The sequence below is a fragment of the Streptococcus sp. genome, assembly GCF_030825805.1.
Classification (GTDB): domain Bacteria; phylum Bacillota; class Bacilli; order Lactobacillales; family Streptococcaceae; genus Streptococcus.
On the sequence record NZ_JAPJPF010000007.1, the window covers coordinates 1 to 24534 of the forward strand.

Consider the following 24534-nt stretch of genomic DNA (forward strand, 5'->3'; position numbering starts at 1 on the left):
CGATTGTAGTGATTACCATTGCCCTTCTTCTACTAGGAACTGTGGTTCCATTCTTACAATAGAATAAAGTAGGTGTTTCATGAAAAATAGAATAAAGGACGATGTAAAAGAGCAGTTTTTAACCTCTCTTCAAACCATCATTTCTTATCCTTCGGTTTTAAACGAAGGCGAAAATGGAACACCGTTTGGACAAGCTATCCAAGATGTCCTTGAGAAAACGTTAGAAATTGCTCAAGAAATGGGCTTTCAAACTTATCTAGATCCTGAAGGATACTATGGATATGCAGAGATCGGTCAGGGGGAAGAACTCCTGGCCGTTCTTTGTCACTTGGATGTTGTTCCAGCCGGTGATTTAGAAGATTGGCAAACGCCACCTTTTGAGGCAACTCTGAAAGATGGATGGTTGATTGGACGTGGGGTACAAGATGACAAGGGGCCATCCCTTGCGGCCCTTTACGCAGTTAAGAGCCTGCTCGACCAAGGAGTTGTATTTACCAAACGGATTCGCTTTATATTTGGTACAGACGAGGAAACTCTCTGGCGCTGTATGAATCGCTACAATCAGATAGAAGAAAAAGCAGATCTTGGCTTTGCTCCGGATTCTTCTTTCCCATTAACCTATGCTGAAAAAGGCTTGCTTCAAGTGAAGCTCCATGGACCAGGCTGGGAGGATCGTCCTTTGCAGGCTGGTCGTGCCCTCAATGTGGTTCCAGATAAGGCGACTTATAAGGGGGAACGTTTAGAGGAACTTTTACCAGTGATCGAGCAAAGTGGTGTGAACTATACAGAAGAAGCAGGAGCAGTAACCGTTCTTGGACTGTCTAAACACTCTAAAGATGCGGCTGAGGGTGTCAATGCTATTGTCGGCTTAGCGGAAAGTCTTTCCTTGATTCAGCCTCATCCAGCTCTTCTCTTTATCGCAGATGCTGTTGGGGAAGATGCGACAGGAGTAGCTCTCTTTGGTGAAATCAAAGATGAACCAAGTGGTGCTCTTTCCTTCAATATTGCGACCCTCTCTATTGATGAAGAGCGATCTGAGATCGGGATTGATATTCGGATCCCTGTCCTAGCAGATAAGGATGCTTTAGTAGAGCGATTAACTGAGGTGGCGGCTAGTTACCAACTTCAGTATGAAGAATTTGATTATTTAGCTCCACTGTACGTGCCGTTAGATAGTCCATTGGTAAGTACTTTGATGAAGGTCTACCAAGAAGAAACGCGTGATCAAACCCCAGCTATGTCCTCAGGGGGAGCGACTTTTGCTCGAACCATGGAAAATTGTGTGGCTTATGGGGCACTCTTCCCTGATGCTCTCCAAACAGAGCACCAAGCGAATGAACGTGCTAAACTGGACGATTTGTATCGTGCAATGGAAATTTATGCCGAGACCATTCGACGGTTAGCAGGCAAGGAAGTCTAATATAGATTTGAAAAAGAAAGCTTAGATGGTCTGACCATCTAAGCTTTCTTTTATTTGCTAAAGAAGAAGGGAGGAGTAAATTCTTTCAATTTTTCAAAGCAGTCCAAGGCACCTTGATTGTCTTCACAGATGATGAGACAGACGTCATCTCCGCAGACGGTTGCGACAATTTGTGGTAATTCCAGGGCGTCTAGGATAGCACCGAAAGACTGAGCCAGTCCAGGGAGAGTTTTCACCACCACTTGGTTTTGGACGGGACGAAGCATGACGAGGGCATCCTCCATATAAAAACGCAGTCGATTTTCCCAGCGAGATGGGGCAATGCTATTGATAGCATAGTAAGAGGTATCCCCTTCGTTAATTTTTACTAGATTCAAGGATTTGACATCTCTTGATAGAGTTGACTGGGTCACGATGATGCCGTTAGCTTCCAGGCTGTCCTGTAATTCCTGTTGGGTTCGAATTTTCTTTTCTGAAATAATGGACCGGATCAGACGGTGGCGACTTTCAATCTTATTCATAAGGGGCTCTCCTTATTTGATAAACATAGCATCTCCAAAGCTGAAGAAACGGTAGCCTTGGTCGATAGCGTGCTGATAAGCATCCAGAGTGAGTTCTCGACCTGCGAAGGCAGAAACGAGCATGACTAAGGTTGATTTTGGTAAGTGGAAGTTGGTTGAAAAGGCATCGACAACCTGCCACTGATAGCCTGGTTTGATAAAGATATTGGTCCAACCAGAGTCGGCTTGTAACTCCCCATTAAACTTGTTCCCAATTGTTTCTAAGGTTCGGATAGAAGTGGTTCCAACAGCTACGATGCGGTGACCGCTCGCTTTAACTTGCCGAAGGGTTTGGGCAGCCTCTTCAGAGAGTTGATAAAACTCGGAATGCATCTCATGTTGGTCGAGATCGTCGACAGATACAGGACGGAAGGTCCCAAGTCCGACATGGAGGGTTAGATAAACCAAGTGAACGCCTTTGTCTTCAATTTTTTGTAAGAGCTCGGGTGTGAAATGGAGGCCAGCAGTAGGAGCAGCGGCGGATCCATTTTCTTTGGCATAGACTGTCTGGTAACGTTCCTGATCTTCTAATTTTTCATGGATGTAAGGTGGTAGGGGCATTTCCCCTAGACTTTCCAAGACTTCAAGGAAAATCCCTTGGTAAGAAAACTCTACGATACATCCTCCGTGTTCTAACTTCTTGATCAGAGTTGCTTGGAGACGTCCATCACCAAAGCTAACGACCCCACCCTCTTTGAGACGTTTGGCAGGTTTGGCAAGAACCTCCCATTGATCGCCCTCGATATTTTTTAAGAGGAGAAGCTCCACATGTCCCCCTGTATCCGGTTTGACCCCATGGAGACGGGCAGGAAGGACACGGGTATTGTTCATCACCAAAGCATCCCCTGGTTCTAATTCATTGATAATGGCATCAAAATGCTGATCTTCCATCTGACCTGTTTGACGATTGAGGATCAGTAGTTTTGAGGCATCGCGCTTTTCTAGAGGAGTTTGCGCAATTAACTCCTCGGGGAGGTGGAAATCAAAGTCGTTTGTATTCATGGTCTCTCCTTGTTTCTAAATTCTTCTATTTCTTACATTTAACCTTCCCCATTATATCATGAAATAAGAGTGAAACAAAGGAAATCACTAGGCGAATTTTAAAGGGATGAAGGTAAAAAATCCTTCTTTCGTATGAAGAAAGCGCTTGACAAAAATTGGTCTATACCATATAATGAATATAAGAAATAAGTGGAGGTTTAATCATGAAAGTTATTGAAGTAGCCAATCAAATTGAAGGAGGGCAGGTTGCTTTTGACCTGTTAAAAGAAAAGTTAGAACAAGGTGCGAAAACGCTGGGGCTTGCGACTGGAAGTAGTCCACTTGAATTTTATAAATTGATTCGAGAAAGTGACTTGGATTTCTCAGACATGGTCAGTGTCAACTTGGATGAGTATGTCGGTTTGACGGGAGAAGATCCTCAATCTTATCGTTATTTTATGCAGGAAAATTTATTCAATGAGAAACCTTTTAAAGTCAGCTATCTTCCGAAAGGAAATGAAGATACTGCAGAAGAAGAAACAGCTCATTACAATGAAATCTTGGCCCAAAACCCAGTAGATCTGCAAATTCTAGGGATTGGTCGCAACGGGCATATTGGATTTAACGAACCTGGAACCCCGTTTGACAGCCAAACGCATTTGGTCCATTTGGATCAATCAACGATTGAAGCCAACTCTCGCTTCTTTGAAAAAATTGAAGATGTGCCAACTCAAGCCATTTCAATGGGAATTGCAAATATTCTCGCTGCCAAGTCCATCATTCTCTTTGCATATGGTGAATCGAAAGCAGAAGCGATTGCTGGAATGGTCAATGGTCCAAAAACAGAGAGTTTACCTGCGAGTGCCCTTCAAGGTCATCCAGATGTCGTGATTATTGCAGACCAAGCAGCCTTGAGCCTACTGTAACCAGTTGAAACAGAGAGACCTATCTAAAATATCCTGAAAGATAGGTTTTTTTATAGATTGAAGTATGGTACAATAAGATAAAATTCTATATTTGAGGAAAATATATTTTGAAAAAGAAGTTGCTCGTTTTAGGAATCATCGTCTTATCTCTGTTCCGACCTTTGTCGATCGTGGCTGATGAGTTAGTGGATATGGCGCAAAAAATGTATCCCAATGATCATGTGCAGGCCTATAACCGACCAAGGTCTTCCCTCGTTATCGACGCGAATACCGGGGATGTTTTATGGAAAGACAATATTGATGAAGTGCGGGATCCTGCAAGTATGAGTAAGCTCATGACGTTGTATCTGCTTTTCGAATCCATGAAAGAGGGGAAGATTACCAAAGATACGGTTGTCACTGCAACAGCTGCGGATCAATCCATGTCAAAAATCTATGAGATTTCCAACAATAACATCGTTGCAGGCGTAGACTATACGGTCTCTGAATTGATTACCATGACCGCGGTTCCATCCTCCAATGTGGCCACGATTATGTTGGCCAATCTCCTTTCTAACCACGATGCGGATGCCTTTATTCAGCGGATGAATGAAAAGTCCAAGGAGTTGGGGATGACCAATACCATTTGGAACAATCCTAGTGGTGCGGCCATTTCAACCTTCCGAGGTTTATATACCAGTTATAACTATCCAAATGATGTTGCTAACCAGACGACTGCAAGAGACTTGGCGATTCTCGTCTATCATTTCGTGAAAGAATATCCTGATATCCTTAGCTATACCAATCAGGCTAAGGTGACCGTCAAACAAGGAACTCCTTATGAGGAGACCTTTGATACCTATAACTATTCCTTGCCAGGAGCTAGATATGCTCTTGAAGGAGTAGATGGTCTGAAGACAGGCTCGAGTCCTCGCGGTGCCTTCAACTATATCGCAACTGCTAAACGAGGAGAACAACGAATTATCTCCGTAGTCATGGGAGTTGGTGATTGGTCTGACCAGGATGGCGAATACTATCGACATCCATTTGGCAATGCCTTGATCGAAAAAGCTTTTGCAGATTATCGTTATAAGAAATTATTGGACAAGGGTGTTCAGACGATTGATGGAAAGACCTACACCCTAGATCAACCTTTCTATGCCACGGTCAAAAAAGGCGAAGAGGATCCAAAGCTAGTTGTTAAAGATGGACAAGTAGAGGCGGATTCAGGCTTGATGACCCTATCAGAAAAGATTTCTGATGGACTTCCAGTCAAAGAAGGAGCCGTGAATCAATCGGATACTCAAAGTACTACGGCTTCAACTACAGGGAAATCCTTCCATTTTCCTCTTGAAAGCCTGGTCATTCTGATTCCAATTTTCATTCTCGCTATGATTCTGTATTTAGAAAGAGCCCATCGTAAAGAACGTGCGCTCAAGGCTCAGGATCGATACAAAAAATAAATAATCAAAACTCAACTGAAATCCAGTTGGGTTTTGTCATTGCCTCTTATATTTAAATTTGAAAGGAAACTAATGAAAGCATTTCGAAATTCCTATCCTGCTTATTTATTTTTATATAGTTTTTACTTCATGTCGACTGCTCTCTTTACGACTCTAATCTCTGTCTATCTTATCGGCCAGCAGTATTCAGCCAGTCAAGTCTCTCATTTGGTATCAATGGCCTTTTTCCTATCCATGCTTACCCAGCCCTTATTTGGTTATATCAATGAACGATTTGGCATTGTTAAAATCACCACTTTGAGCTTGGGAGTCCTCATGGCAGGAGTGGCTGGCTTCATCTGGGCCCCTAACTACTTTTGGTTGACGATTTTTTATGGCTTGGTTTTGCTGTGTCTAAATGGGACGGCTCCCATGATGGAGGTTTTCGCTACCCAGAGTTCCTATGCTTTTGGAAAAATCCGCGTTTGGGGGACACTAGGGTATGCGGCTGGAGCGCAACTAGCTGGTTGGCTTTATGCTCATCTTAGCCCCCAGTCTGTATACTATTGTGTTTTGGTAACTATCCTTCTTAGTTTCCTCACTTTAGGAGCTATTCGTATCGACAAGACCAGTCGGGTACAGAAAGAAGCTGTATCGATCCGTCCTTTGCTCCACAATGGTCCCTATCTCTTTTTCTTACTTTTGATGGGGCTTGTGTCGGGCGTGGGCAATATTGGCCATACCTATATTCCAGCTCTCTTGATGGATAGTGGGCTCCCTGTCCAAATCGCATCTACGGTTGTGGCGATATCTGTCGTTGTTGAAGCGCCTCTTATCTTTTTCTCGGACCGTTTTATGGACCATTGGCCCTTGCGTCTGCTGGTTTTGCTTCCTGTGGGGATTCTCCTGCTCCAGTATTTCATCTATGCTCTTCCGAGTCCTGTCTTCTTAAAAGTGCTGGTCACTCTTTTGGCCAAGCATACGACGGGGATGGTGTTGATCATGGTCTCTTTACGTTTTATCTCTCAACAGGTGGATAAGAAAGATCTAGTCTTAGCCATGGCTCTCATGCAGGGAGTTCGCTACCTTGGTACCATTTTATTGCAACCGATAGCGGCTTTCTTTGTGGATCACGGAGGATTTTCAATGATGAGTTACTTCTTGGTGCTTGTCCTGATCCTCGTCCTTCTTCTCAGTATCTTTTTAAAGATGCCAAAAGGAAAATCTCCGGGTCTCTTTGGGAGTATGAAGGAGTAAAAAGATTAGGAAATAGTGTTTCTGAATAGAGGGACTTATGCTATAATGGAGAACGATGATGATGAAAGAAATGAGAGAGAATGAAGTTTAAACGTGCCTTATTTGCGACACTTTCCCTTGCTTGCCTATGTTCCCCACTGCTAGCAAAGGCGGATGATATTTACCAACAAGAAGACATCATGTCGATCACAGAAAAATCAGGGACATCGGTGGATGAATTTTTCCGTCCCAAGGCAGATATTGTCGTTGATGCTCACACAGGAGCGATTGTTTATGGAGATAATATTGATGCACCTCGTGACTCCGGTAGCATGGCTAAATTGATGTCTGTCTATGTTCTTCTGAAAGCCATTCAAGAAGGGCAACTGGATTATGACACCCTAATTACCGCGACAGATACAGATGTGATCATTTCTCAAAATCAGAAGTTGAGCAATAGTCCGATTGTGGCGGGTGCTAAATACAAGGTATCAACCCTCCTAAATATGATTTTTGTTCCTTCTTCAAGTGCTGCTACCATCATGATTGCCAATAAGGTGTCTGGAGGAGATCCGGATAAATTCTTGGATTTGATGAACCAGCGGGCTCAGGAAATTGGAATGACCAATACCAAGTGGAACAATCCTAATGGTGCCCCAACTGCAGTCTTGGATGGCTACTATAATCCGACACGCTATGATCAAAATGCCATTAACCAAACAACAGCGAGAGATATGGCTATTTTGGCCTATCACATGGTCAATGAGTTCCCTGAAATCCTCAACTACACCAAAAATGCCAAGATTACCCTCTTCAAAGGTACAGATTATGAAGAAACGCATGAGAATTATAATTATTCCTTAGAAGGTGGAAGGTATTCTCTTAAGGGAGCGGATGGTCTGAAAACAGGCTCTAGTCCGACCGCAGATTATAATTACACCTTGACGGTTAACCGTGGGAACCAGCGATTTGTTCAAGTCATTATGGGAGTTGGCCATTACGATGTGGAGATTGCAGAGAGCCTGCGCCACGTCATTGGAAATGCCCTGATTGAAAGACTCTATCAGGATTATGAATACAAAGAGGTGCTGCCGGCGGGGGATCACACCATTCAGGGGCAAACCTATCACTTAGAAAAACCTTTCTATGCTACGGTGAAAAGAGGGACCAATCCAGAGGTCAGTGTTCAAAATGGCCAGCTACAAATTGCAAATGGCTTGCAAACTGTTTCTCCGTCTATTCAGCAAACACAGGCTGTAAGCGCAGTACAGGCGTCCCATCAGAAGTCCACTAGCACGCGTCAAAAAGGCTGGGATCCAATGTGGCTTTTTTGCTTCCTTCCCTTCATTTTCTTAAGAGTTTTCTTTAACATCAGATATAAGAGAAAATAAAAAGATTTCCAGATTTGGAAATCTTAAATTAAAGAAATAGTATTCCTAGAAACTTTCCTTAGGTGAGTACGGACGTCAGCGAACTTCGAAGAAGTTCCATGACTTAGTTTTGGATCTAAGGCTCCAAAACTCCCGAGTGCTAGAAACAAGAGTGTTTCTAGCACTTTTCTCACAGCGGAAAGTTTTTGTCCTTCTTAAATGCCTAAAAAATATAAGTCATTCTTTGATAATCATCCGACTATCTTAAGTAAAAAATAGTTTCTCTACATTCGAAGATTTCCAAATACGGAAATCTTTTTTTGTAGTGAACAAAAGGAACCGCTGCTTCCTGGGAGGAGAGAAGCAGTGCTAGAGCAGTTGTTCTCCTACATTTTCGGATTTGATTTCACAATCTATCATCAGTTAGTGATTGATTTGACTGTCAAATTATTCGATGATACAATGGTCTCGAATCAATATTAAAGGAGTAATCGAATGAAAAAATTGATTTTATCTACTACAGCCTTGTTGGCAGCTGCTTCGCTTGCAGCTTGTTCAGGTAAGCAAGAAGTAAAAACCGAAGCTTCTTCATCTACTGAGAAGACAGAAAAGGTAACAAGCAAGTCTTCTAGCTCATCTAAGACAGAAAAGACTTCTTCTAATACTAGCTCTCAAACAACTAGTGATATATTCCCATCAGATGAAGAGCTTGAGAAGTTAAAAACAGTTGGTGATTTTAAAAAGTGTTTCGCAAAAATCTTGGATGAATCCAATCGCCTGATGACTGAATCAATGGAATCTCTTCCTGAAAGTGCCAAAGAGACATTTGCTCAAACGGCAGATTCTCTTAAGGAGACTCTTGCAAAATCTAAGGAAGCATTTAACAAAGCGGTTGAGCGTTATGGGGATGATAATGCGGAAGTTCCAAAAGAGTTTCGTGAAACCTTTATTGAACAGTTGAAGGATGCTCGCGACTCTGCCAAAGATTCATCAGAGTCACCAGTGGACCATGATTCAGACGATGAAGACAGCGATTCAGATGAATAAATAGATGGCTAGCATTGGACTTTTTGGTTAAAAGCCAAAAGGAGGAGACGAGTGGAGGGATTTTCTACTTGCAAGAATCTCCCTCTTCCCTTAGGGTATCCTCTCTTATACCTCATGTTGGAGAAGTTGTAGAGATAGAAGAACTTGTCCACGTGATGCCGATATTTTCTAGGATTTCGACAGTGAATCAACCTTTAAGTATCTGGAGATAAGGGAGAGGTGCGCCTCATCCAAATAAATCGATAGACCGGAGATCAACTGATCTCTGGTCTTTTTTAGAAAGTCTCAGGGAGGATGCATGAATTGACGGCAACCTAGCTTGATGCTAAAATGGTAGTGGAAGCTTAAAAAGGAGAGAGTGAATGAAAAAAATACTATTATCGACGCTTGCTTTACTGGGAGTGATGGGGCTAGTAGCCTGCTCGAATCAAGAAGGGACCTCGTCCAGTGAAAAGTCTGTAAAGGAAACACGCCAGTCATCAACCTCTTCTCAGGGCAAGAAAGTGACCAGCTTGAAAGGATCCTCAGAGTCTCCTTTTGTCTTGTATACAGATGAGGAACTTGAAAATGCTAGAACTGTTGGAGACTTTAAAGCGCTCTATGCTTTGATGATGGACCGAACCGTTGCTCATTCAGAGGAAGCAGGAGCATCACTGACGGGCTCAGCTAAAGAGACCTATGAGACCTATCTGAAAGATTTGAAAGAGAAAATGGAAACGAGCAAGGCCCGCTTTAATGAATCCATGGATACGATAGGGTCCGAAGATACCGAAGTTCCGGAAGCTACTCGTGCAACCATTGTTGAAAAATTTGAAACGGCTCGAAAACAAGCTGAAGCATCTGAAAATGGGACCGCTCCATCATCGGAAACTCCAGATCCGGCATCAGACGAGAATTCGAGCGAGTCAGATCAATAAGCGAGGGATGTTTTTAAACGTCTCGTCTAGGATGGATGAGCAGTTGCTTTACATGTAAGGACGATTATATCTAAACAAGGAGCTTGGCTCCTTTCAGATTGAAGATAAAGTAATTTTAGAAACTTTCCTTAGGTGAGTACGGACGTCAGCGAACTTCTACGAAGTTCCATGACTTAGTTTTGAGCCTAAGGTCTCAAAACTCCCGAGTGCCTGAAACAACTGTGTTTCAGGCACTTTTCTCACGGCGGAAAGTTTTTCATCTTCTTAAACGACTAAAAAATGAAAGTCATTTTTTGAAAATCATCCAGCTGTTTTATAAAAAAATAATAGTTTGTCTGGATTCAACAAGGAGCTGGGCTCCTTTTTTTCTTTCTCTTCTATAGAAGCCTCTTCGGTTACGAATTATATAAGTGGAGGTGATGACATGTTTATTGCGACAGATGCAAAGCAACAGCGTTGGAATTGTTTGGAGAAGATCCCGATGAAAAAGGAAGGTCCTTTTTTCTGTCTCTTGTGTGGAAAGGAAGTCCGCTTAAAGAAAGGGGTCGTGATGCGTCCTCATTTTGCTCACGTTAGCCTAGAGGCTTGCCCCTTTCATCATGAGACGGAAAGTCCCGAACATCTAGAGTTAAAGCTGGGGCTTTATCAATGGGCCAAGCAAAACTCAGATGCTGAAGTAGAAAGTCCTCTGCAGGCTTTCCAACAGATTGCGGATGTTCTCCTTCCGGATCAAAAGATTGCCTTAGAAGTGCAATGTAGTTCCTTGTCTATGGAGCGTTTGAAAGAACGGAGCGATGCCTATCGCAAGCATGGTTATCAGGTCTATTGGTTGTTAGGGAAAAACTTGTGGCTTAAGAAAAGCTTGTCTGCTCTGCAAGAAGGTTTTGTCTATTTTAGTCAAAATAGGGGCTTTCATCTCTGGGAGTTGGACCTAGAGAAGCAGGAAGTTCGTCTCCACTATCTCATTCATCAAGACTTGCGAGGGCGTCTTTATTATCGGACTCAACATTTTCCTTTTTATGGAGGGAATCTGTTAGAAGTTTTGCGGACGCCTTATGCCCAACAAAACTTGCAACAAATGACAGTCCCTCTAGACAGACAGTTTAAGGACTATCTTCGTCAACAGCTGTACTACCGGCATTCTAAATGGATGGCTCTTCAGGAACAACTCTATCTGAAAGGAAAGCATCTCCTGGAATTGGACTTGGAAGCTTTTTATCCCCTTTGTCGGCCGCTGAAGTCTTCCCATTTTATCCAGATTAGGGGAGATTGGCGAAGCTATTACCAGGACTTTATGACCTACTATCGTTCAACTGGAATGAAAGCGACGCAGACTCTTTATTCACCTCGTTTTTATCAGAATGGGAAAGCTTAAATTTCCGTGAATTAAATACCCCCAAATGGTAATATATGTGATAAAATAGAAACATTGGAGGATTTTTGTAATGGTAAAACAACGAAATGAAATTGATGAAAAATACCAATGGGATTTGTCAACCATTTTTGCGACAGACCAAGCTTGGGAAGAAGAAGCAACTGCTTTAGCTGCAGCGATTAAAGATGCTGCCCATTTTGCAGGCTCTTTATTGTCTTCTCCAGCCAACCTATTAGAAACAACAGAAGTTTATTTGGACTTGAGCCGTCGTTTGGAGAAGGTCTATGTCTACGCCCATATGAAGAATGATCAGGATACGCGCGTAGCCAAATACCAAGAATTCCAATCAAAAGCCATGTCCCTTTACAGCCTTTTAGGGGAGACTTTTGCCTTCTACGAACCAGAATTTATGGAGATCACCGAAGAGCAATATGCCAACTTCTTGAAAGAAGTCCCTGCCTTAGAAGCTTATGCTCATTACTTTGACAAATTGCTCAAAACCAAAGAGCACGTTCTTTCTCAAAAAGAAGAAGAATTGCTAGCAGGAGCGGGTGAAATCTTTGCTGCTGCGGGTGAAACCTTTGAGATTCTGGACAATGCCGATATCGTCTTCCCAATGGTGAAAGATGACCAAGGGCAAAAAGTGCAGTTGACTCATGGAAACTATATTTCTTTGGTAGAGTCGAAGGATCGCCAAGTCCGTAAGGAAGCTTACCAAGCCTTGTATGGTGTCTACGAACAGTACCAACATACTTATGCCAAGACCCTTCAGACCAACGTCAAGGTCCACAATTACAATGCTAAGGTTCGCAAATTCTCTAGCGCGCGTGAAGCAGCTCTTTCTGCTAACTTTATCCCAGAGAGCGTCTATGATAGCTTGGTAGAAGCGGTTAACAAGCATTTGCCTTTGTTACAACGCTACGTGAAACTTCGCTCAAAAATCTTGGGAATTGAAGATTTGAAGATGTATGATGTCTACACACCATTGTCTTCTACTGATTACAAGTTCACCTACGAAGAAGCCCTTGCTAAATCTGAGCAGGCTTTGGCGGTGCTTGGTGATGATTACCTATCCCGCGTGAAGCGCGCCTTCACCGAACGTTGGATCGACGTCCATGTCAACCAAGGGAAACGCTCAGGGGCCTATTCAGGTGGTTCATACGATACCAATGCCTTTATGTTGTTAAACTGGCAAGATACATTGGACAACCTCTTCACCTTGGTGCATGAAACTGGTCACAGTATGCATTCTAGCTATACACGTGAGACCCAACCTTATGTCTATGGAGATTATTCTATCTTCCTTGCTGAGATTGCTTCCACAACCAATGAAAATATCTTGACTGAGCAATTGTTGGCAGAAGTAGAAGATGATGAAACCCGTTTTGCCATTCTCAACCACTTCTTGGATGGTTTCCGTGGTACCGTCTTCCGTCAAACCCAGTTTGCTGAGTTTGAGCATGCCATTCATAAAGCAGATCAAGAAGGACAAGTCTTGACCAGCGAATTCTTGAATGAGCTCTATGCGGACTTGAACGAGAAATACTATGGTCTTTCTAAAGAAGACAATCCAGAAATCCAATACGAATGGGCTCGTATTCCTCATTTCTACTATAACTACTATGTTTTCCAATATTCAACCGGTTTTGCAGCAGCTTCTGCCTTGGCTGAGAAAATCGTTCATGGAACACAAGAAGATAAGGACAAATATCTAGAGTATTTGAAGGCCGGAAATTCAGATTACCCACTCAACGTCATCCGCAAGGCGGGTGTTGATATGGAAAAAGAAGACTACCTCAATGCCGCCTTTGAAGTCTTTGAACGTCGTCTCAATGAATTTGAGGCCCTGGTTGAAAAATTAGGATTGGCCTAAGATGGTAGAGTCTTACAGTAAAAATGCCAACCACAATATGCGCCGCCCAGTTGTCAAGGAGGAAATTGTCTCTTTCATGCGGGAGCGCCAAGCGCCGGTAACGGATGCTTTAAAGGAGCTAGAAGAATTTGCTCGACGGGAAAATATTCCCATCATCCCTCATGAAACGGTTGCTTTCTTTCGTCTCTTTTTGCAGACCATGCAACCCAAGTCAATCTTAGAAATTGGGACAGCAATCGGCTTTTCGGCCCTCTTGATGGCAGAGCAAGTGCCTGATGCAAGGATTACAACCATTGATCGCAACGAGGAAATGATTGGTTTTGCCAAGGAAAACTTTGCTCGTTTTGATCAACGTAACCAAATCACCCTCTTAGAAGGGGATGCGGTCGATCTGCTGGAGCATATCGAGCAACGCTTTGACTTGATTTTTATGGATTCGGCTAAGTCCAAGTACATCGTCTTTCTTCCAGAAGTTCTCAAACGGTTGGAAGTTGGGGGAGTGGTGATTTTAGACGATATCTTCCAAGGGGGAGATGTAGCACGTGATATTATGGAAGTCCGTCGTGGACAACGCACCATCTATCGAGGTTTGCAACGTCTTTTTGACGCCACTTTGGACCATCCTGGCTTGACGGCCAGTCTGATTCCGCTCGGTGATGGCATTCTCATGATCCGTAAAAACGAGGAAGAGATTTCCTTGCCGACAGAAGAGTAGCTTTTAGTCTTATTTAAGTTATCCTTTTGAATTTGTGGTAAAATAGAAGCAGTGAATTTTAGAATGGAGAAATAAACATGAAGAAAAAATTTGTAGCTGGAGCGGTGACCCTTTTATCCGTTGTAGCGCTAGCAGCTTGTGCAAAAGGTGGCAGTGACAAAGATATCGTCACAATGAAGGGTGACACGATCACTGTTGGTGATTTCTATGATGAAATCAAACATAACCAAGGTGCACAACAATACCTGTTCCAAATGACCATTAATAAAGTCTTTGAAAAAGAATACGGCTCAAAAGTCTCAGACAAAGATGTTGAGAAAAAAGTTGATGAGCAGAAAAAACAATTGGGTGAAGCCTTCAATAGCTACCTCACTCAACAAGGGTTGACAGAAGAAACCAACAAACAACAAATCCGTAGTAACCTTTTGTTAGAGTATGCGGTTGACCAAGCTATTTCAAAAGAGTTGACAGACGAAGCTTATAAAAAAGCCTTTGAAAGCTATACACCAGAAATCACTGCAAATGTGATAAAATTGGATTCAGAAGAAAAAGCGAATGAAGTTCTTGCAAGTGTAAAAGCTGAAGGCGCTGACTTTGCACAAATTGCCAAAGAAAATTCTACAGATGCTAGCACCAAAGAAAAGGGTGGAGAAATCAAATTTGACTCTGGAACAACAACTGTTCCAACCCGTGTCAAGGAAGCAGCATCTAAGCTTGATGTAAATGGTATTTCAGATGTCGTTATTGATCCTGCTAGTCAAAAAAGCGCTGGTGCCTACTATATCGTTAAAGTAACTAAGAAGGAAGAAAAAGGATCTGACTGGAAGAAATACGAAAAACGCTTGAAAGAAATTCTGACGGCAGAACGTAAAAATGATGCCAACTTTATCCGTAGCATCATTGCCAAAGCAATGACAAATGCCAATATCAAGGTCAAAGATGATGCCTTCAAGGCAACCTTCAACCAATACATGCAAAATATTGGTGCAACAACAGAAGATAGCTCATCTTCTAAATAAGGATATTAGTTGACGAGCATTGTATTTATCTGTATAATGAGATAGTTGAGAATAAATCATTTAGAATCAGATTCAGAGAAGTGGCGGGGGTGCGAGCCATGGAAGAGGAATGATTTTGCTACTCAATAGAACAATTACATAATCGAATGAAGAATGACAAGTTCATTGAATGAAGGTGGTACCGCGGTTTTTCGCCCTTCGTTAGTGAGCTTGTCTTTTTTTCAGCATTTCTACCGGAGATCCTTTCTAATAAGAGAAAGGTTTTAATAAGGATTTGCAGGAGGAAACTGATGAAAACGTATCTGGTCAAACAAAAGTTTCGACTTGGAGGGGAACGCTTTGATATCAAAAATGATCTGGGAATGGTAGAATACCAGGTAGAAGGTTCATTTTTGAAAATTCCTAAAACCTTTACGGTATTTGATGTGGAAGGCCAGAAGGTCAGCCATATCACGAAGAAGCCTTTTAGCCTCTTACCTCAATTCACTGTAGAATTAGCGGATGGCTCCAGTTTTTTTATCCGTAAAAAACTGACCTTACTCCGTGATAAGTACGAAATTTCTAATTTAGGACTACGCATCGAAGGCAATATCTGGGATTTGGATTTCAAGTTATTGGATGATCGCGACCAGCTGGTTGCAGAGATTAGCAAGCAAGTCTTTACCTTGACGTCGACTTATCAGGTTTCCGTCTATGAAGAGGAATATGCCAATCTGGTGATTTCCTTGTGTCTTGCCATTGACTATGTAGAAATGATGGAAAATGGCTCCTAAGCCAATCAATAGAAAACAATAAATAGAGGAGAAAACATGAAACAATTATCTAGTGCACAAGTCCGCCAAATGTGGCTTGATTTCTGGGCTACCAAAGGTCACTCAGTAGAACCATCTGTTAGCTTGGTTCCTGTCAACGATCCAACCCTTTTATGGATCAACTCAGGGGTAGCAACCCTTAAGAAATACTTTGATGGGACTATCATCCCTGAAAACCCACGGATTACCAATGCGCAAAAGGCCATCCGTACCAACGATATTGAAAACGTAGGAAAAACAGCTCGTCACCATACCATGTTTGAAATGTTGGGTAACTTCTCAATCGGTGATTACTTCCGTGATGAAGCCATCACTTGGGCTTATGAACTTTTGACAAGTCCTGAATGGTTTGACTTCCCCAAAGACAAACTCTACATGACCTACTACCCAGCTGATACGGATTCTTACAATCGCTGGATTGAAGTGGGTGTAGATCCAAGTCACTTGATCCCAATTGAAGACAACTTCTGGGAAATCGGTGCTGGACCTTCTGGACCAGATACAGAAATCTTCTTCGACCGTGGGGAAGCCTTTGACCCAGAAAACATCGGTATTCGCCTCCTTGCAGAAGATATCGAAAACGACCGTTACATCGAAATCTGGAATATCGTTTTGTCACAATTTAACGCAGATCCAGCTGTACCTCGTAGTGAATACAAGGAATTGCCACACAAAAACATTGATACGGGCGCTGGTTTGGAGCGTTTGGTAGCCGTGATCCAAGGGGCGAAAACTAACTTTGAAACGGACCTCTTCATGCCAATCATCCGTGAAGTGGAAAAATTGTCTGGTAAAGTTTACGACCAAGATGGTGACAACATGAGCTTCAAGGTCATCGCAGACCATATCCGTTCTCTTTCATTTGCTATCGGTGATGGGGCTCTCCCTGGAAATGAAGGCCGTGGTTATGTCCTTCGTCGTCTTCTTCGTCGTGCATCTATGCATGGTCAAAAATTGGGCATCAATGAGCCTTTCCTTTACAAACTGGTTCCAACCGTTGGTAAAATCATGGAAAGCTACTATCCAGAAGTGCTTGAAAAACGTGACTTTATCGAGAAAATTGTGAAGAGCGAGGAAGAGTCATTTGCTCGTACCCTTCACTCAGGTCAACACTTTGCAGAAACAATCGTAGCAGACTTGAAAGAAAAAGGTCAAACGGTTATCGCTGGTCAAGATGTCTTCAAACTCTACGATACTTATGGATTCCCAGTGGAGTTGACAGAAGAAATCGCTGAAGAAGCTGGTATGACAGTTGACCGTGAAGGTTTTGAAGCAGCTATGAAGGAACAACAAGAACGTGCGCGTGCGTCAGCTGTCAAAGGCGGATCCATGGGGATGCAAAACGAAACCCTTCAAAATATCACTGTTGAGAGCGTCTTTAACTACAATGCTAGCCAATTGCCTTCAAAATTAGTGGCTATCGTAGCAGATAACGCAGAAGTAGAAGCTGTTTCAGAAGGAACTGCATCACTGATCTTTGCAGAAACTCCATTCTACGCTGAAATGGGTGGACAGGTTGCTGACCATGGTCAAATCTTGGATGCTACAGGAAATGTCGTAGCGACTGTAACAGACGTTCAAAAAGCACCAAACGGACAAGCTCTTCATACCGTTGAAGTTCATGCTCCACTTGCTTTGAACCAAGAATATACCTTGGCAATCGATACGAACCGTCGTCATCGTGTCATGAAAAACCACACAGCGACTCACTTACTCCATGCAGCTCTTCACAATATCCTTGGCCACCATGCTACTCAAGCAGGATCTCTTAACGAAGTAGAATTCCTTCGTTTTGACTTCACTCATTTCCAAGCGGTAACTCCTGAAGAATTGCGTGCCATTGAACAACAAGTCAATGAAAAGATTTGGGAAGCGATCGCTGTAGAAACAGTTGAGACAGATATTGATACAGCTAAAGAAATGGGAGCTATGGCCCTCTTTGGTGAGAAATACGGTAAGGAAGTCCGTGTTGTCACCATTGGTGACTACTCAGTCGAGCTTTGTGGTGGTACCCACGTTGGCAATACTTCTGAGATCGGTCTTTTCAAGATTGTTAAAGAAGAAGGGATTGGATCAGGAACTCGTCGTATCTTGGCAGTAACTGGTAAAGAAGCCTTCGAAGCCTACCGTGAACAAGAAGATGCACTGAAAGCAGTCGCAGCAACCTTGAAAGCACCTCAACTCAAAGAAGTCCCTCACAAGGTAGAAGGCCTTCAAGAACAACTCCGTCAATTGCAAAAAGAAAATGCAGAATTGAAGGAAAAAGCTGCAGCAGCAGCGGCAGGTGATGTCTTCAAGAATGTCCAAGAAGCAAACGGTCACCGTTACATTGCTAGCCAAGTTTCTGTTTCAGATGCAGGTGCCCTTCGTACCTTTGCGGATAACTGGAAACAAAAAGACTACTCTGATGTCCTTGTTCTTGTCGCAGCCATCGGTGACAAGGTCAACCTTCTTGTAGCCAGCAAGACAAAAGACATCCACGCTGGAAACTTGGTTAAAGAATTGGCTCCAATCGTCGATGGACGTGGTGGTGGGAAACCAGACATGGCCATGGCAGGAGGAAGCAACCAAGCGAAAATCCAAGAATTGTTGGATGCAGTAGCAGGTAAATTGTAATGAATAGGAGAGGCTAGGACTTTTGTCCCAACCTCTCTTTTTTCAAAAAAAGAAACGTACCCAATTAGAAAAAGATTGCAATAAAAAAACCTTTCCATCTGGAAAGGTTTTTGACTTATAAACCGTAGTTATAATCGTCATCCTGCATAGCTTCTACTTCACCGAGAAGGTAACCGTTTCCGACTTGAGAGAAGAAGTCGTGGTTGGATGTTCCGGTTGAGATTCCGTTCATAACGATTGGGTTGACATCATCTGCTGAGTCAGGGAAGAGCGGATCTTGTCCCAAGTTCATAAGGGCTTTGTTAGCATTGTAGCGAAGGAAGGTCTTGACTTCCTCTGTCCAGCCCACACCGTCATAGAGACTCTCTGTGTAGCCTTCTTCGTTTTCATAGAGGGTGTAGAGTAGGTCATACATCCACTCTTTGAGTTTTTCTTGCTCTTCTTCTGGTAATTCGTTAAATCCAAGTTGGAACTTGTAACCGATGTAGGTTCCGTGAACAGATTCGTCCCGAATGATCAACTTGATGATCTCAGCTACGTTGGCCAACTTGTTGTTTCCAAGATAGTAGAGCGGTGTGAAGAAACCAGAGTAGAAGAGGAAGGTTTCAAGGAAGACGCTGGCTACTTTCTTTTCTAGAGGAGTTCCATTGAGGTAGATTTCATTGATGATTTCTGCCTTCTTCTGAAGGAAAGGATTGGTATTGGTCCATTCGAAAATCTCTTCGATTTCTGACTTGGTATTCAAGGTAGAGAAGATAGAAGAGTAAGACTTAGCATGGACAGATTCCATGAATTGGATGTTGTTAAAGACAGCTTCTTCGTGGGGAGTGCGAATATCTGCACGAAGAGCTTGCACACCAGTTTCGGACTGCATAGTATCCAAGAGTGTCAATCCACCAAAGACTTTACCTACCAAGTCTTTTTCTTTGAGAGATAACTTTCTCCAGTCGTCCAAGTCGTTTGACAAAGGAATACGTGTATCCAACCAGAATTGTTCGGTTAGCTTTTCCCAAGTAGATTTATCGATGACATCTTCGATGGCATTCCAGTTAATGGCTTTGTAGTAAGTTTCCATTTGAAATCTCTTTCTTTTTCTAATTCATTCGATCATACAATCATTGTTATTCTAACACAATTGTTAGAATACTGCACAAAAAGTCGGCGGACCGACTTTTGGTAGCAATGGATCAGAGTGTCTTAGATGACACAGCTTTCACATTGGTTCGCGCCAACTTCTCCACCATCATCTGTAAAGGTACGGACGTAGTAGATAGACTTGATTCCCTTATTAAAGGCATAGTTACGAAGGATAGACAAGTCACGAGTGGTTTGTTTGTTTTCAGTTTTCCATTCGTAAAGACCTTTTGGAATGTCACTGCGCATAAAGAGAGTCAGTGAGAGTCCTTGGTCCACGTGCTCAGTTGCGGCAGCATAGACATCGATGACTTTCCGCATATCCATATCGTAGGCAGAAGTGTAGTAAGGAATGGTATCTGTTGATAATCCTGCTGCAGGGTAGTAGATCTTACCAATTTTCTTCTCTTGACGTTCTTCAATCCGTTGTGTAATTGGGTGGATAGAAGCAGACACGTCATTGATGTAGCTGATAGAACCATTTGGTGCGACAGCTAAACGGTTTTGGTGGTAAAGACCATCTGCTTTCACTTTATCACGAAGTTCAGCCCAATCTTCTGCATTAGGGATGAAGATGTCTTTAAAGAGTTCTTTGACACGCTCTGATTTTGGAACAAACTCTCCAGTCGTGTACTTATCAAAGTAAGTACCGTTTGCGTAGTCTGATTTTTCAAAGTTGTGGAAGGTAACGCCACGTTCACGCGCGATATTGTTTGATTCCACGAGGGTCCAGTAGTTCATGAGCATGAAGTAGATGCTAGTGAACTCAACAGACTCAGGTGATCCGTACTCGATCAATTGTTGCGCAAGATAGCTATGAAGTCCCATCGCACCGAGGCCAAAGGTATGCGCTAGGCTATTTCCATGGTCGATCGTAGGAACAGCGACGATGTGAGAACTATCTGTCACAAAGGTCAAAGCACGAACCATGGCACGAATAGAACGACCAAAGTCAGGTGAGGTCATCATGTTGACTACGTTTGTTGAACCAAGGTTACATGAGACGTCGGTCCCCATTTTAATGAATTCTTGAGCATCGTTGATCAAGCTTGGTTCTTGAACCTGGAGGATCTCTGAACACAAGTTACTCATGATGATTTTGCCATCAACTGGGTTGGCGCGGTTAGCAGTATCAATATTGACTACATATGGGTAACCAGATTCTTGTTGCAATTTAGAAATTTCTGTTTCCAAATCACGGGCTTTAATTTTTGTCTTACGGATGTTTGGATTAGCAACCAACTCATCGTATTTTTCAGTGATGTCGATATAGTTGAATGGCACTCCGTATTCACGCTCTACAGAATATGGGCTGAAGAGATACATTTCTTCATTCTTACGAGCCAACTCATAGAACTTGTCTGGTACGACGACACCAAGTGAGAGAGTCTTAACACGAACTTTTTCATCGGCATTTTCTTTCTTAGTTGAAAGGAAGGCGATGATGTCTGGGTGGAAGACGTTGAGGTAAACAACCCCCGCCCCTTGACGTTGACCAAGTTGGTTAGAGTAAGAGAAGCTATCTTCAAAGAGTTTCATAACAGGAACGACCCCAGAAGCAGCTCCTTCATAGCCTTTGATCGGTGCTCCAGCTTCACGAAGGTTGCTGAGGGAGATTCCAACCCCACCACCGATACGTGAAAGTTGAAGGGCAGAGTTGATAGAGCGTCCAATCGCATTCATATCATCTGTTACTTGGATCAAGAAACAGGAAACCAATTCTCCACGGCGGGCACGTCCAGCATTTAAGAAAGAAGGAGTAGCTGGTTGGTAGCGTTGGTGGATGATTTCGTTTGCGATGTCTTTGGCAATGTCTTCATTTCCATCTGCAAAATAGAGAGCATTGAAGAAGACGCGGTCTTCCATGCTTTCGAGATAGTATTCTCCATCATTTGTTTTAAGCGCATACTGGTTATAGAATTTATAGGCAGCCATGAAGGACTTGAATTGGAAGTTTTGGTCTTTGATAAATTGATAAAGTTCTTCCAAGAATTCTGGACGATATTTCTTGATAAAAGCTGTTTCGATATAGTTGTGTTCAATAAGGTAGTTGATTTTATCCGTTATTGAATCAAAGGCCATAGTATTTGGCGCAACATTTTCTTTAAAGAAAGCATCCAAGGCTTCTTTGTCTTTATGAAGCATGATTTGACCGTTTACTGGACGGTTGATTTCATTATTAAGACGGAAGTAGGTTACGTCTTCAAGTGATTTTAATCCCATAATGTTCCTTTTTCTAATTCAAAAACAAAGGGGAGGCAAGCTCCCCTGTACAAGTAAAAGGGCCAGGGAACACAGTAGTCAAGGACTACAGTCATCCATTCCCTAGACCAATCAAATCCTGTTTGATAATGTTAAGATAATTTCTTGAGCTTAGCTGGTTGGAAGCCAGAGAAGACTTCATCTGCCGTTTGGATAACTGGCGCAGCATTGAAACCAAGGTTCTTCACATGGTCTACAAACTCAGGTTGCTCATCTAGATTAATTTCACGGTATTCAACGTGATTGGTATCTAAAAAACGTTTGGTCATTTTACATTGAACGCAATTATTTTTTGAATAAATTGTCACCATAATGTGATCTAACTCCTCTAAATTCATAAATCTGTATCTAGTATAAACAAAAGGTTTTTCCTTGTCAAGAGTTTTAACTAAATATTGTGCACATAAATTAACTATACCGGAAGATACCACAATATGTAGTATTGTAAGAATTAGTGAAAATTGAGGAAAACGTGATAAAATATAGGTTTTTTAAGTCAAAGGAATTCCTATCTTTTTCCTAAAATTCTATATACTGTGTCCGTGAAAGCAATTCTATTTATTTAATAGAAGAAAGTAAAAAAAGAAGATCAAAAGAAGAGAAAAATTGAGTGCTTCCTGTAAGTATTTTCAGTAAGTGTGTGATAAAAATCTTGAAAAATAATGAAGAAGATGATATAATAGCAAATTGTAAGGGTTATCACAGATAACTCAAAACTAATTTTAAAAGGAGAGTCAAACTATGGCTTCTAAAGATTTCCACATCGTGGCAGAAACAGGTATCCACGCACGTCCAGCAACTTTGTTGGTTCAAACTGCTAGCAAATTTGCTTCAGATATTACTCTTGAATACAAAGGTAAATCAGTTAACTTGAAATCAATCATGGGTGTTATGAGCCTTGGTGTTGGTCAAGGAGCTGACGTTGTAATCTCAGCTGAAGGAGCTGACGCTGATGATGCTCTTGCAGCAATCGCTGAAACAATGGAAAAAGAAGGATTGGCATAAACATGACAGAAATGCTTAAAGGAATTGCAGCATCTGATGGTGTTGCCGTTGCTAAGGCATATCTACTTGTTCAACCCGACTTGTCATTTGAAACAATCTCAGTTGAAGATACAAATGCAGAAGAAGCTCGTTTGGATGCAGCTCTTGAAGCTTCACAAAACGAGCTTTCTCTTATTCGGGAGAATGCAGTAGCGAGCCTTGGTGAGGAAGCAGCACAAGTATTTGATGCTCACATGATGGTTCTTTCTGACCCTGAAATGGTTGGTCAGATCAAGGAAACAATTCGCACGAAGAAGGTGAATGCTGAGGCTGGTTTAAAAGAAGTTACAGACATGTTTATCACCATCTTTGAAGGAATGGAAGATAACCCATACATGCAAGAACGTGCAGCAGATATTCGCGACGTTACCAAACGTGTTCTTGCAAACTTGCTTGGTAAAAAATTGCCAAACCCTGCGACCATCAATGAAGAAGCAATTGTGGTTGCGCATGACTTGACCCCATCAGATACAGCTCAATTGAACAAACAGTTCGTTAAAGCTTTTGTTACAAACATTGGTGGCCGTACAAGTCACTCAGCGATCATGGCGCGTACACTTGAAATCGCAGCTGTTCTTGGTACAAACAACATTACAGATCTTGTAAAAGATGGTGATGTTTTGGCCGTATCTGGAATCACTGGTGAAGTTGTTATCAACCCAAGTGAAGAACAAATCGCAGAATTCAAATCAGCTGGTGAAGCTTACGCGAAACAAAAAGCTGAATGGGCTCTTTTGAAAGATGCGAAAACTGTTACTGCAGATGGGAAACACTTCGAGTTGGCTGCTAACATCGGTACACCTAAAGACGTTGAAGGTGTGAATGAGAATGGTGCAGAAGCAGTTGGACTCTATCGTACTGAATTCTTGTACATGGACTCTCAAGACTTCCCAACTGAAGATGATCAATACGAAGCATACAAAGCGGTTCTTGAAGGTATGAACGGTAAACCTGTTGTCGTTCGTACGATGGATATCGGCGGGGATAAAGAACTTCCTTACTTCGATCTTCCTAAAGAAATGAACCCATTCTTGGGTTACCGTGCTTTGCGTATTTCCATCTCTGAAACTGGTAACCAAATGTTCCGTACACAATTGCGTGCCTTGCTTCGTGCATCTGTTCACGGTAAATTGCGGATCATGTTCCCAATGGTTGCTTTGTTGACGGAGTTCCGTACCGCTAAAGGTATTCTTGAAGAAGAAAAAGCGAAATTGGTTGCTGAAGGTGTTGCCGTTGCTGACGACATCGAAGTAGGTATCATGATTGAAATCCCAGCAGCAGCAATGTTGGCTGACCAATTTGCCAAAGAAGTTGACTTCTTCTCAATTGGTACAAACGACTTGATCCAATACACAATGGCTGCTGACCGTATGAACGAACAAGTATCATACCTTTACCAACCATATAACCCATCAATCCTTCGCTTGATTAACAACGTTATCAAGGCAGCTCACGCTGAAGGTAAATGGGCTGGTATGTGTGGTGAAATGGCCGGTGACCAAACAGCTGTTCCACTCCTTGTCGGAATGGGCTTGGATGAGTTCTCAATGTCAGCTACATCAGTCCTTCGTACACGTAGCTTGATGAAGAAATTGGATACAACTAAGATGCAAGAATACGCTAACCGTGCTCTTACTGAATGTTCAACAATGGAAGAAGTTCTTGAACTTTCTAAAGAATACGTGAACGTAGATTAATTGATTTTAAGAATCTGATAACAAAGTTATCACCTTGGAAGAGGTGGTAGCTTTTTTATTTTGCTACTTTATTTGTCTTATAAAGGAAGTAGCTGAATAAAAATAGAGT

General features: G+C 42.3%; 20 protein-coding genes. 15 read left to right on the top strand and 5 right to left on the bottom strand.

Translation table 11 applies throughout. The annotated features are described in order from the left end of the window. The first annotated feature begins 79 nt into the window (after positions 1 to 79). Positions 80 to 1420 (top strand): dipeptidase, encoded by a 1341-nt coding sequence (locus RCH62_RS01990; protein ID WP_285338106.1) that lies wholly within the window; start codon positions 80 to 82, stop codon positions 1418 to 1420. Between the two features lie 50 nt (positions 1421 to 1470). Here RCH62_RS01990 and RCH62_RS01995 read toward each other — a convergent pair whose 3' ends face one another. Together RCH62_RS01995 and queA are read right to left on the bottom strand one after the other, a co-directional pair. Continuing rightward, positions 1471 to 1941 (bottom strand): arginine repressor, encoded by a 471-nt coding sequence (locus RCH62_RS01995; RefSeq protein ID WP_006596653.1) that lies wholly within the window; start codon positions 1939 to 1941, stop codon positions 1471 to 1473. A 12-nt stretch (positions 1942 to 1953) separates the two neighbouring features. Then, positions 1954 to 2982, bottom strand: a complete 1029-nt coding sequence (gene queA / locus RCH62_RS02000) for a tRNA preQ1(34) S-adenosylmethionine ribosyltransferase-isomerase QueA (RefSeq protein ID WP_048689224.1) — start codon at positions 2980 to 2982, stop codon at positions 1954 to 1956. A gap of 203 nt (positions 2983 to 3185) precedes the next feature. On the opposite strand from queA, the gene RCH62_RS02005 reads away from it, so the two are divergent. The 12 genes from RCH62_RS02005 to alaS all read left to right on the top strand — a co-directional run bounded on the left by RCH62_RS02005 (position 3186) and on the right by alaS (position 18288). Continuing rightward, positions 3186 to 3887, top strand: a complete 702-nt coding sequence (locus tag RCH62_RS02005) for a glucosamine-6-phosphate deaminase (RefSeq protein WP_129822235.1) — start codon at positions 3186 to 3188, stop codon at positions 3885 to 3887. A 107-nt stretch (positions 3888 to 3994) separates the two neighbouring features. Next, positions 3995 to 5329, top strand: coding sequence for a DUF1958 domain-containing protein (locus RCH62_RS02010; protein WP_129822234.1), 1335 nt, complete (start codon positions 3995 to 3997; stop codon positions 5327 to 5329). 72 nt (positions 5330 to 5401) lie between these two features. Further along, entirely contained in the window at positions 5402 to 6565 is a 1164-nt protein-coding gene (locus RCH62_RS02015; RefSeq protein WP_306474505.1) for an MFS transporter, read from the top strand. 80 nt (positions 6566 to 6645) lie between these two features. Continuing rightward, positions 6646 to 7935, top strand: a complete 1290-nt coding sequence (locus RCH62_RS02020) for a D-alanyl-D-alanine carboxypeptidase family protein (protein WP_306474506.1) — start codon at positions 6646 to 6648, stop codon at positions 7933 to 7935. A 474-nt stretch (positions 7936 to 8409) separates the two neighbouring features. Further along, positions 8410 to 8961: a hypothetical protein gene (locus tag RCH62_RS02025; protein WP_306474507.1), complete on the top strand. Its 552-nt coding sequence runs from the start codon at positions 8410 to 8412 to the stop codon at positions 8959 to 8961. A 362-nt stretch (positions 8962 to 9323) separates the two neighbouring features. Then, positions 9324 to 9878: a hypothetical protein gene (locus RCH62_RS02030; protein ID WP_023026610.1), complete on the top strand. Its 555-nt coding sequence runs from the start codon at positions 9324 to 9326 to the stop codon at positions 9876 to 9878. Between the two features lie 424 nt (positions 9879 to 10302). Next, positions 10303 to 11253 (top strand): competence protein CoiA, encoded by a 951-nt coding sequence (locus RCH62_RS02035; protein ID WP_023026611.1) that lies wholly within the window; start codon positions 10303 to 10305, stop codon positions 11251 to 11253. A 70-nt stretch (positions 11254 to 11323) separates the two neighbouring features. Next, positions 11324 to 13126, top strand: coding sequence for an oligoendopeptidase F (gene pepF / locus RCH62_RS02040; protein WP_023026612.1), 1803 nt, complete (start codon positions 11324 to 11326; stop codon positions 13124 to 13126). Between the two features lies 1 nt (position 13127). Continuing rightward, complete coding sequence (locus RCH62_RS02045; protein ID WP_023026613.1) at positions 13128 to 13841, top strand: O-methyltransferase; 714 nt, start codon at positions 13128 to 13130, stop codon at positions 13839 to 13841. Positions 13842 to 13918: 77 nt separating this feature from the next. Continuing rightward, a complete protein-coding gene (locus RCH62_RS02050; protein WP_048717181.1) occupies positions 13919 to 14860 on the top strand; it encodes a peptidylprolyl isomerase in 942 nt (313 codons plus the stop codon). A 290-nt stretch (positions 14861 to 15150) separates the two neighbouring features. Beyond that, on the top strand, positions 15151 to 15633 hold the full coding sequence (locus RCH62_RS02055) for an LURP-one-related/scramblase family protein (protein ID WP_006596642.1): 483 nt from the start codon (positions 15151 to 15153) through the stop codon (positions 15631 to 15633). 36 nt (positions 15634 to 15669) lie between these two features. Beyond that, positions 15670 to 18288, top strand: a complete 2619-nt coding sequence (alaS, locus tag RCH62_RS02060; RefSeq protein WP_154852415.1) for an alanine--tRNA ligase — start codon at positions 15670 to 15672, stop codon at positions 18286 to 18288. 115 nt (positions 18289 to 18403) lie between these two features. On the opposite strand, the gene nrdF is transcribed toward alaS, so the two are convergent. The 3 genes from nrdF to nrdH all read right to left on the bottom strand — a co-directional run bounded on the left by nrdF (position 18404) and on the right by nrdH (position 21995). Then, positions 18404 to 19363 carry a class 1b ribonucleoside-diphosphate reductase subunit beta gene (gene nrdF / locus RCH62_RS02065; protein WP_023026617.1) on the bottom strand — a complete coding sequence of 320 codons (960 nt, stop codon included), beginning with the start codon at positions 19361 to 19363 and terminating at the stop codon, positions 18404 to 18406. A 122-nt stretch (positions 19364 to 19485) separates the two neighbouring features. Next, a complete protein-coding gene (gene nrdE, locus RCH62_RS02070) occupies positions 19486 to 21645 on the bottom strand; it encodes a class 1b ribonucleoside-diphosphate reductase subunit alpha (RefSeq protein WP_154852418.1) in 2160 nt (719 codons plus the stop codon). Positions 21646 to 21776: 131 nt separating this feature from the next. Beyond that, on the bottom strand, positions 21777 to 21995 hold the full coding sequence (gene nrdH / locus RCH62_RS02075) for a glutaredoxin-like protein NrdH (protein WP_006596951.1): 219 nt from the start codon (positions 21993 to 21995) through the stop codon (positions 21777 to 21779). 430 nt (positions 21996 to 22425) lie between these two features. On the opposite strand from nrdH, the gene RCH62_RS02080 reads away from it, so the two are divergent. After that, positions 22426 to 22689 (top strand): phosphocarrier protein HPr, encoded by a 264-nt coding sequence (locus tag RCH62_RS02080; protein WP_006596636.1) that lies wholly within the window; start codon positions 22426 to 22428, stop codon positions 22687 to 22689. 2 nt (positions 22690 to 22691) lie between these two features. Further along, complete coding sequence (gene ptsP, locus RCH62_RS02085; RefSeq protein WP_120702149.1) at positions 22692 to 24425, top strand: phosphoenolpyruvate--protein phosphotransferase; 1734 nt, start codon at positions 22692 to 22694, stop codon at positions 24423 to 24425. The last annotated feature ends 109 nt before the right edge of the window (positions 24426 to 24534 follow it).

What these genes read in the sequence shown, in the direction of transcription:
- RCH62_RS01990 (WP_285338106.1), top strand. Translation starts at nt 80, where the DNA reads ATGAAAAATAGAATAAAGGACGATGTAAAAGAGCAGTTTTTAACCTCT.
- RCH62_RS01995 (WP_006596653.1), bottom strand. Translation starts at nt 1,941, where the DNA reads ATGAATAAGATTGAAAGTCGCCACCGTCTGATCCGGTCCATTATTTCA.
- queA (WP_048689224.1), bottom strand. Translation starts at nt 2,982, where the DNA reads ATGAATACAAACGACTTTGATTTCCACCTCCCCGAGGAGTTAATTGCG.
- RCH62_RS02005 (WP_129822235.1), top strand. Translation starts at nt 3,186, where the DNA reads ATGAAAGTTATTGAAGTAGCCAATCAAATTGAAGGAGGGCAGGTTGCT.
- RCH62_RS02015 (WP_306474505.1), top strand. Translation starts at nt 5,402, where the DNA reads ATGAAAGCATTTCGAAATTCCTATCCTGCTTATTTATTTTTATATAGT.
- RCH62_RS02020 (WP_306474506.1), top strand. Translation starts at nt 6,646, where the DNA reads ATGAAGTTTAAACGTGCCTTATTTGCGACACTTTCCCTTGCTTGCCTA.
- RCH62_RS02025 (WP_306474507.1), top strand. Translation starts at nt 8,410, where the DNA reads ATGAAAAAATTGATTTTATCTACTACAGCCTTGTTGGCAGCTGCTTCG.
- RCH62_RS02030 (WP_023026610.1), top strand. Translation starts at nt 9,324, where the DNA reads ATGAAAAAAATACTATTATCGACGCTTGCTTTACTGGGAGTGATGGGG.
- RCH62_RS02035 (WP_023026611.1), top strand. Translation starts at nt 10,303, where the DNA reads ATGTTTATTGCGACAGATGCAAAGCAACAGCGTTGGAATTGTTTGGAG.
- pepF (WP_023026612.1), top strand. Translation starts at nt 11,324, where the DNA reads ATGGTAAAACAACGAAATGAAATTGATGAAAAATACCAATGGGATTTG.
- RCH62_RS02045 (WP_023026613.1), top strand. Translation starts at nt 13,128, where the DNA reads ATGGTAGAGTCTTACAGTAAAAATGCCAACCACAATATGCGCCGCCCA.
- RCH62_RS02050 (WP_048717181.1), top strand. Translation starts at nt 13,919, where the DNA reads ATGAAGAAAAAATTTGTAGCTGGAGCGGTGACCCTTTTATCCGTTGTA.
- RCH62_RS02055 (WP_006596642.1), top strand. Translation starts at nt 15,151, where the DNA reads ATGAAAACGTATCTGGTCAAACAAAAGTTTCGACTTGGAGGGGAACGC.
- alaS (WP_154852415.1), top strand. Translation starts at nt 15,670, where the DNA reads ATGAAACAATTATCTAGTGCACAAGTCCGCCAAATGTGGCTTGATTTC.
- nrdF (WP_023026617.1), bottom strand. Translation starts at nt 19,363, where the DNA reads ATGGAAACTTACTACAAAGCCATTAACTGGAATGCCATCGAAGATGTC.
- nrdE (WP_154852418.1), bottom strand. Translation starts at nt 21,645, where the DNA reads ATGGGATTAAAATCACTTGAAGACGTAACCTACTTCCGTCTTAATAAT.
- nrdH (WP_006596951.1), bottom strand. Translation starts at nt 21,995, where the DNA reads ATGGTGACAATTTATTCAAAAAATAATTGCGTTCAATGTAAAATGACC.
- RCH62_RS02080 (WP_006596636.1), top strand. Translation starts at nt 22,426, where the DNA reads ATGGCTTCTAAAGATTTCCACATCGTGGCAGAAACAGGTATCCACGCA.
- ptsP (WP_120702149.1), top strand. Translation starts at nt 22,692, where the DNA reads ATGACAGAAATGCTTAAAGGAATTGCAGCATCTGATGGTGTTGCCGTT.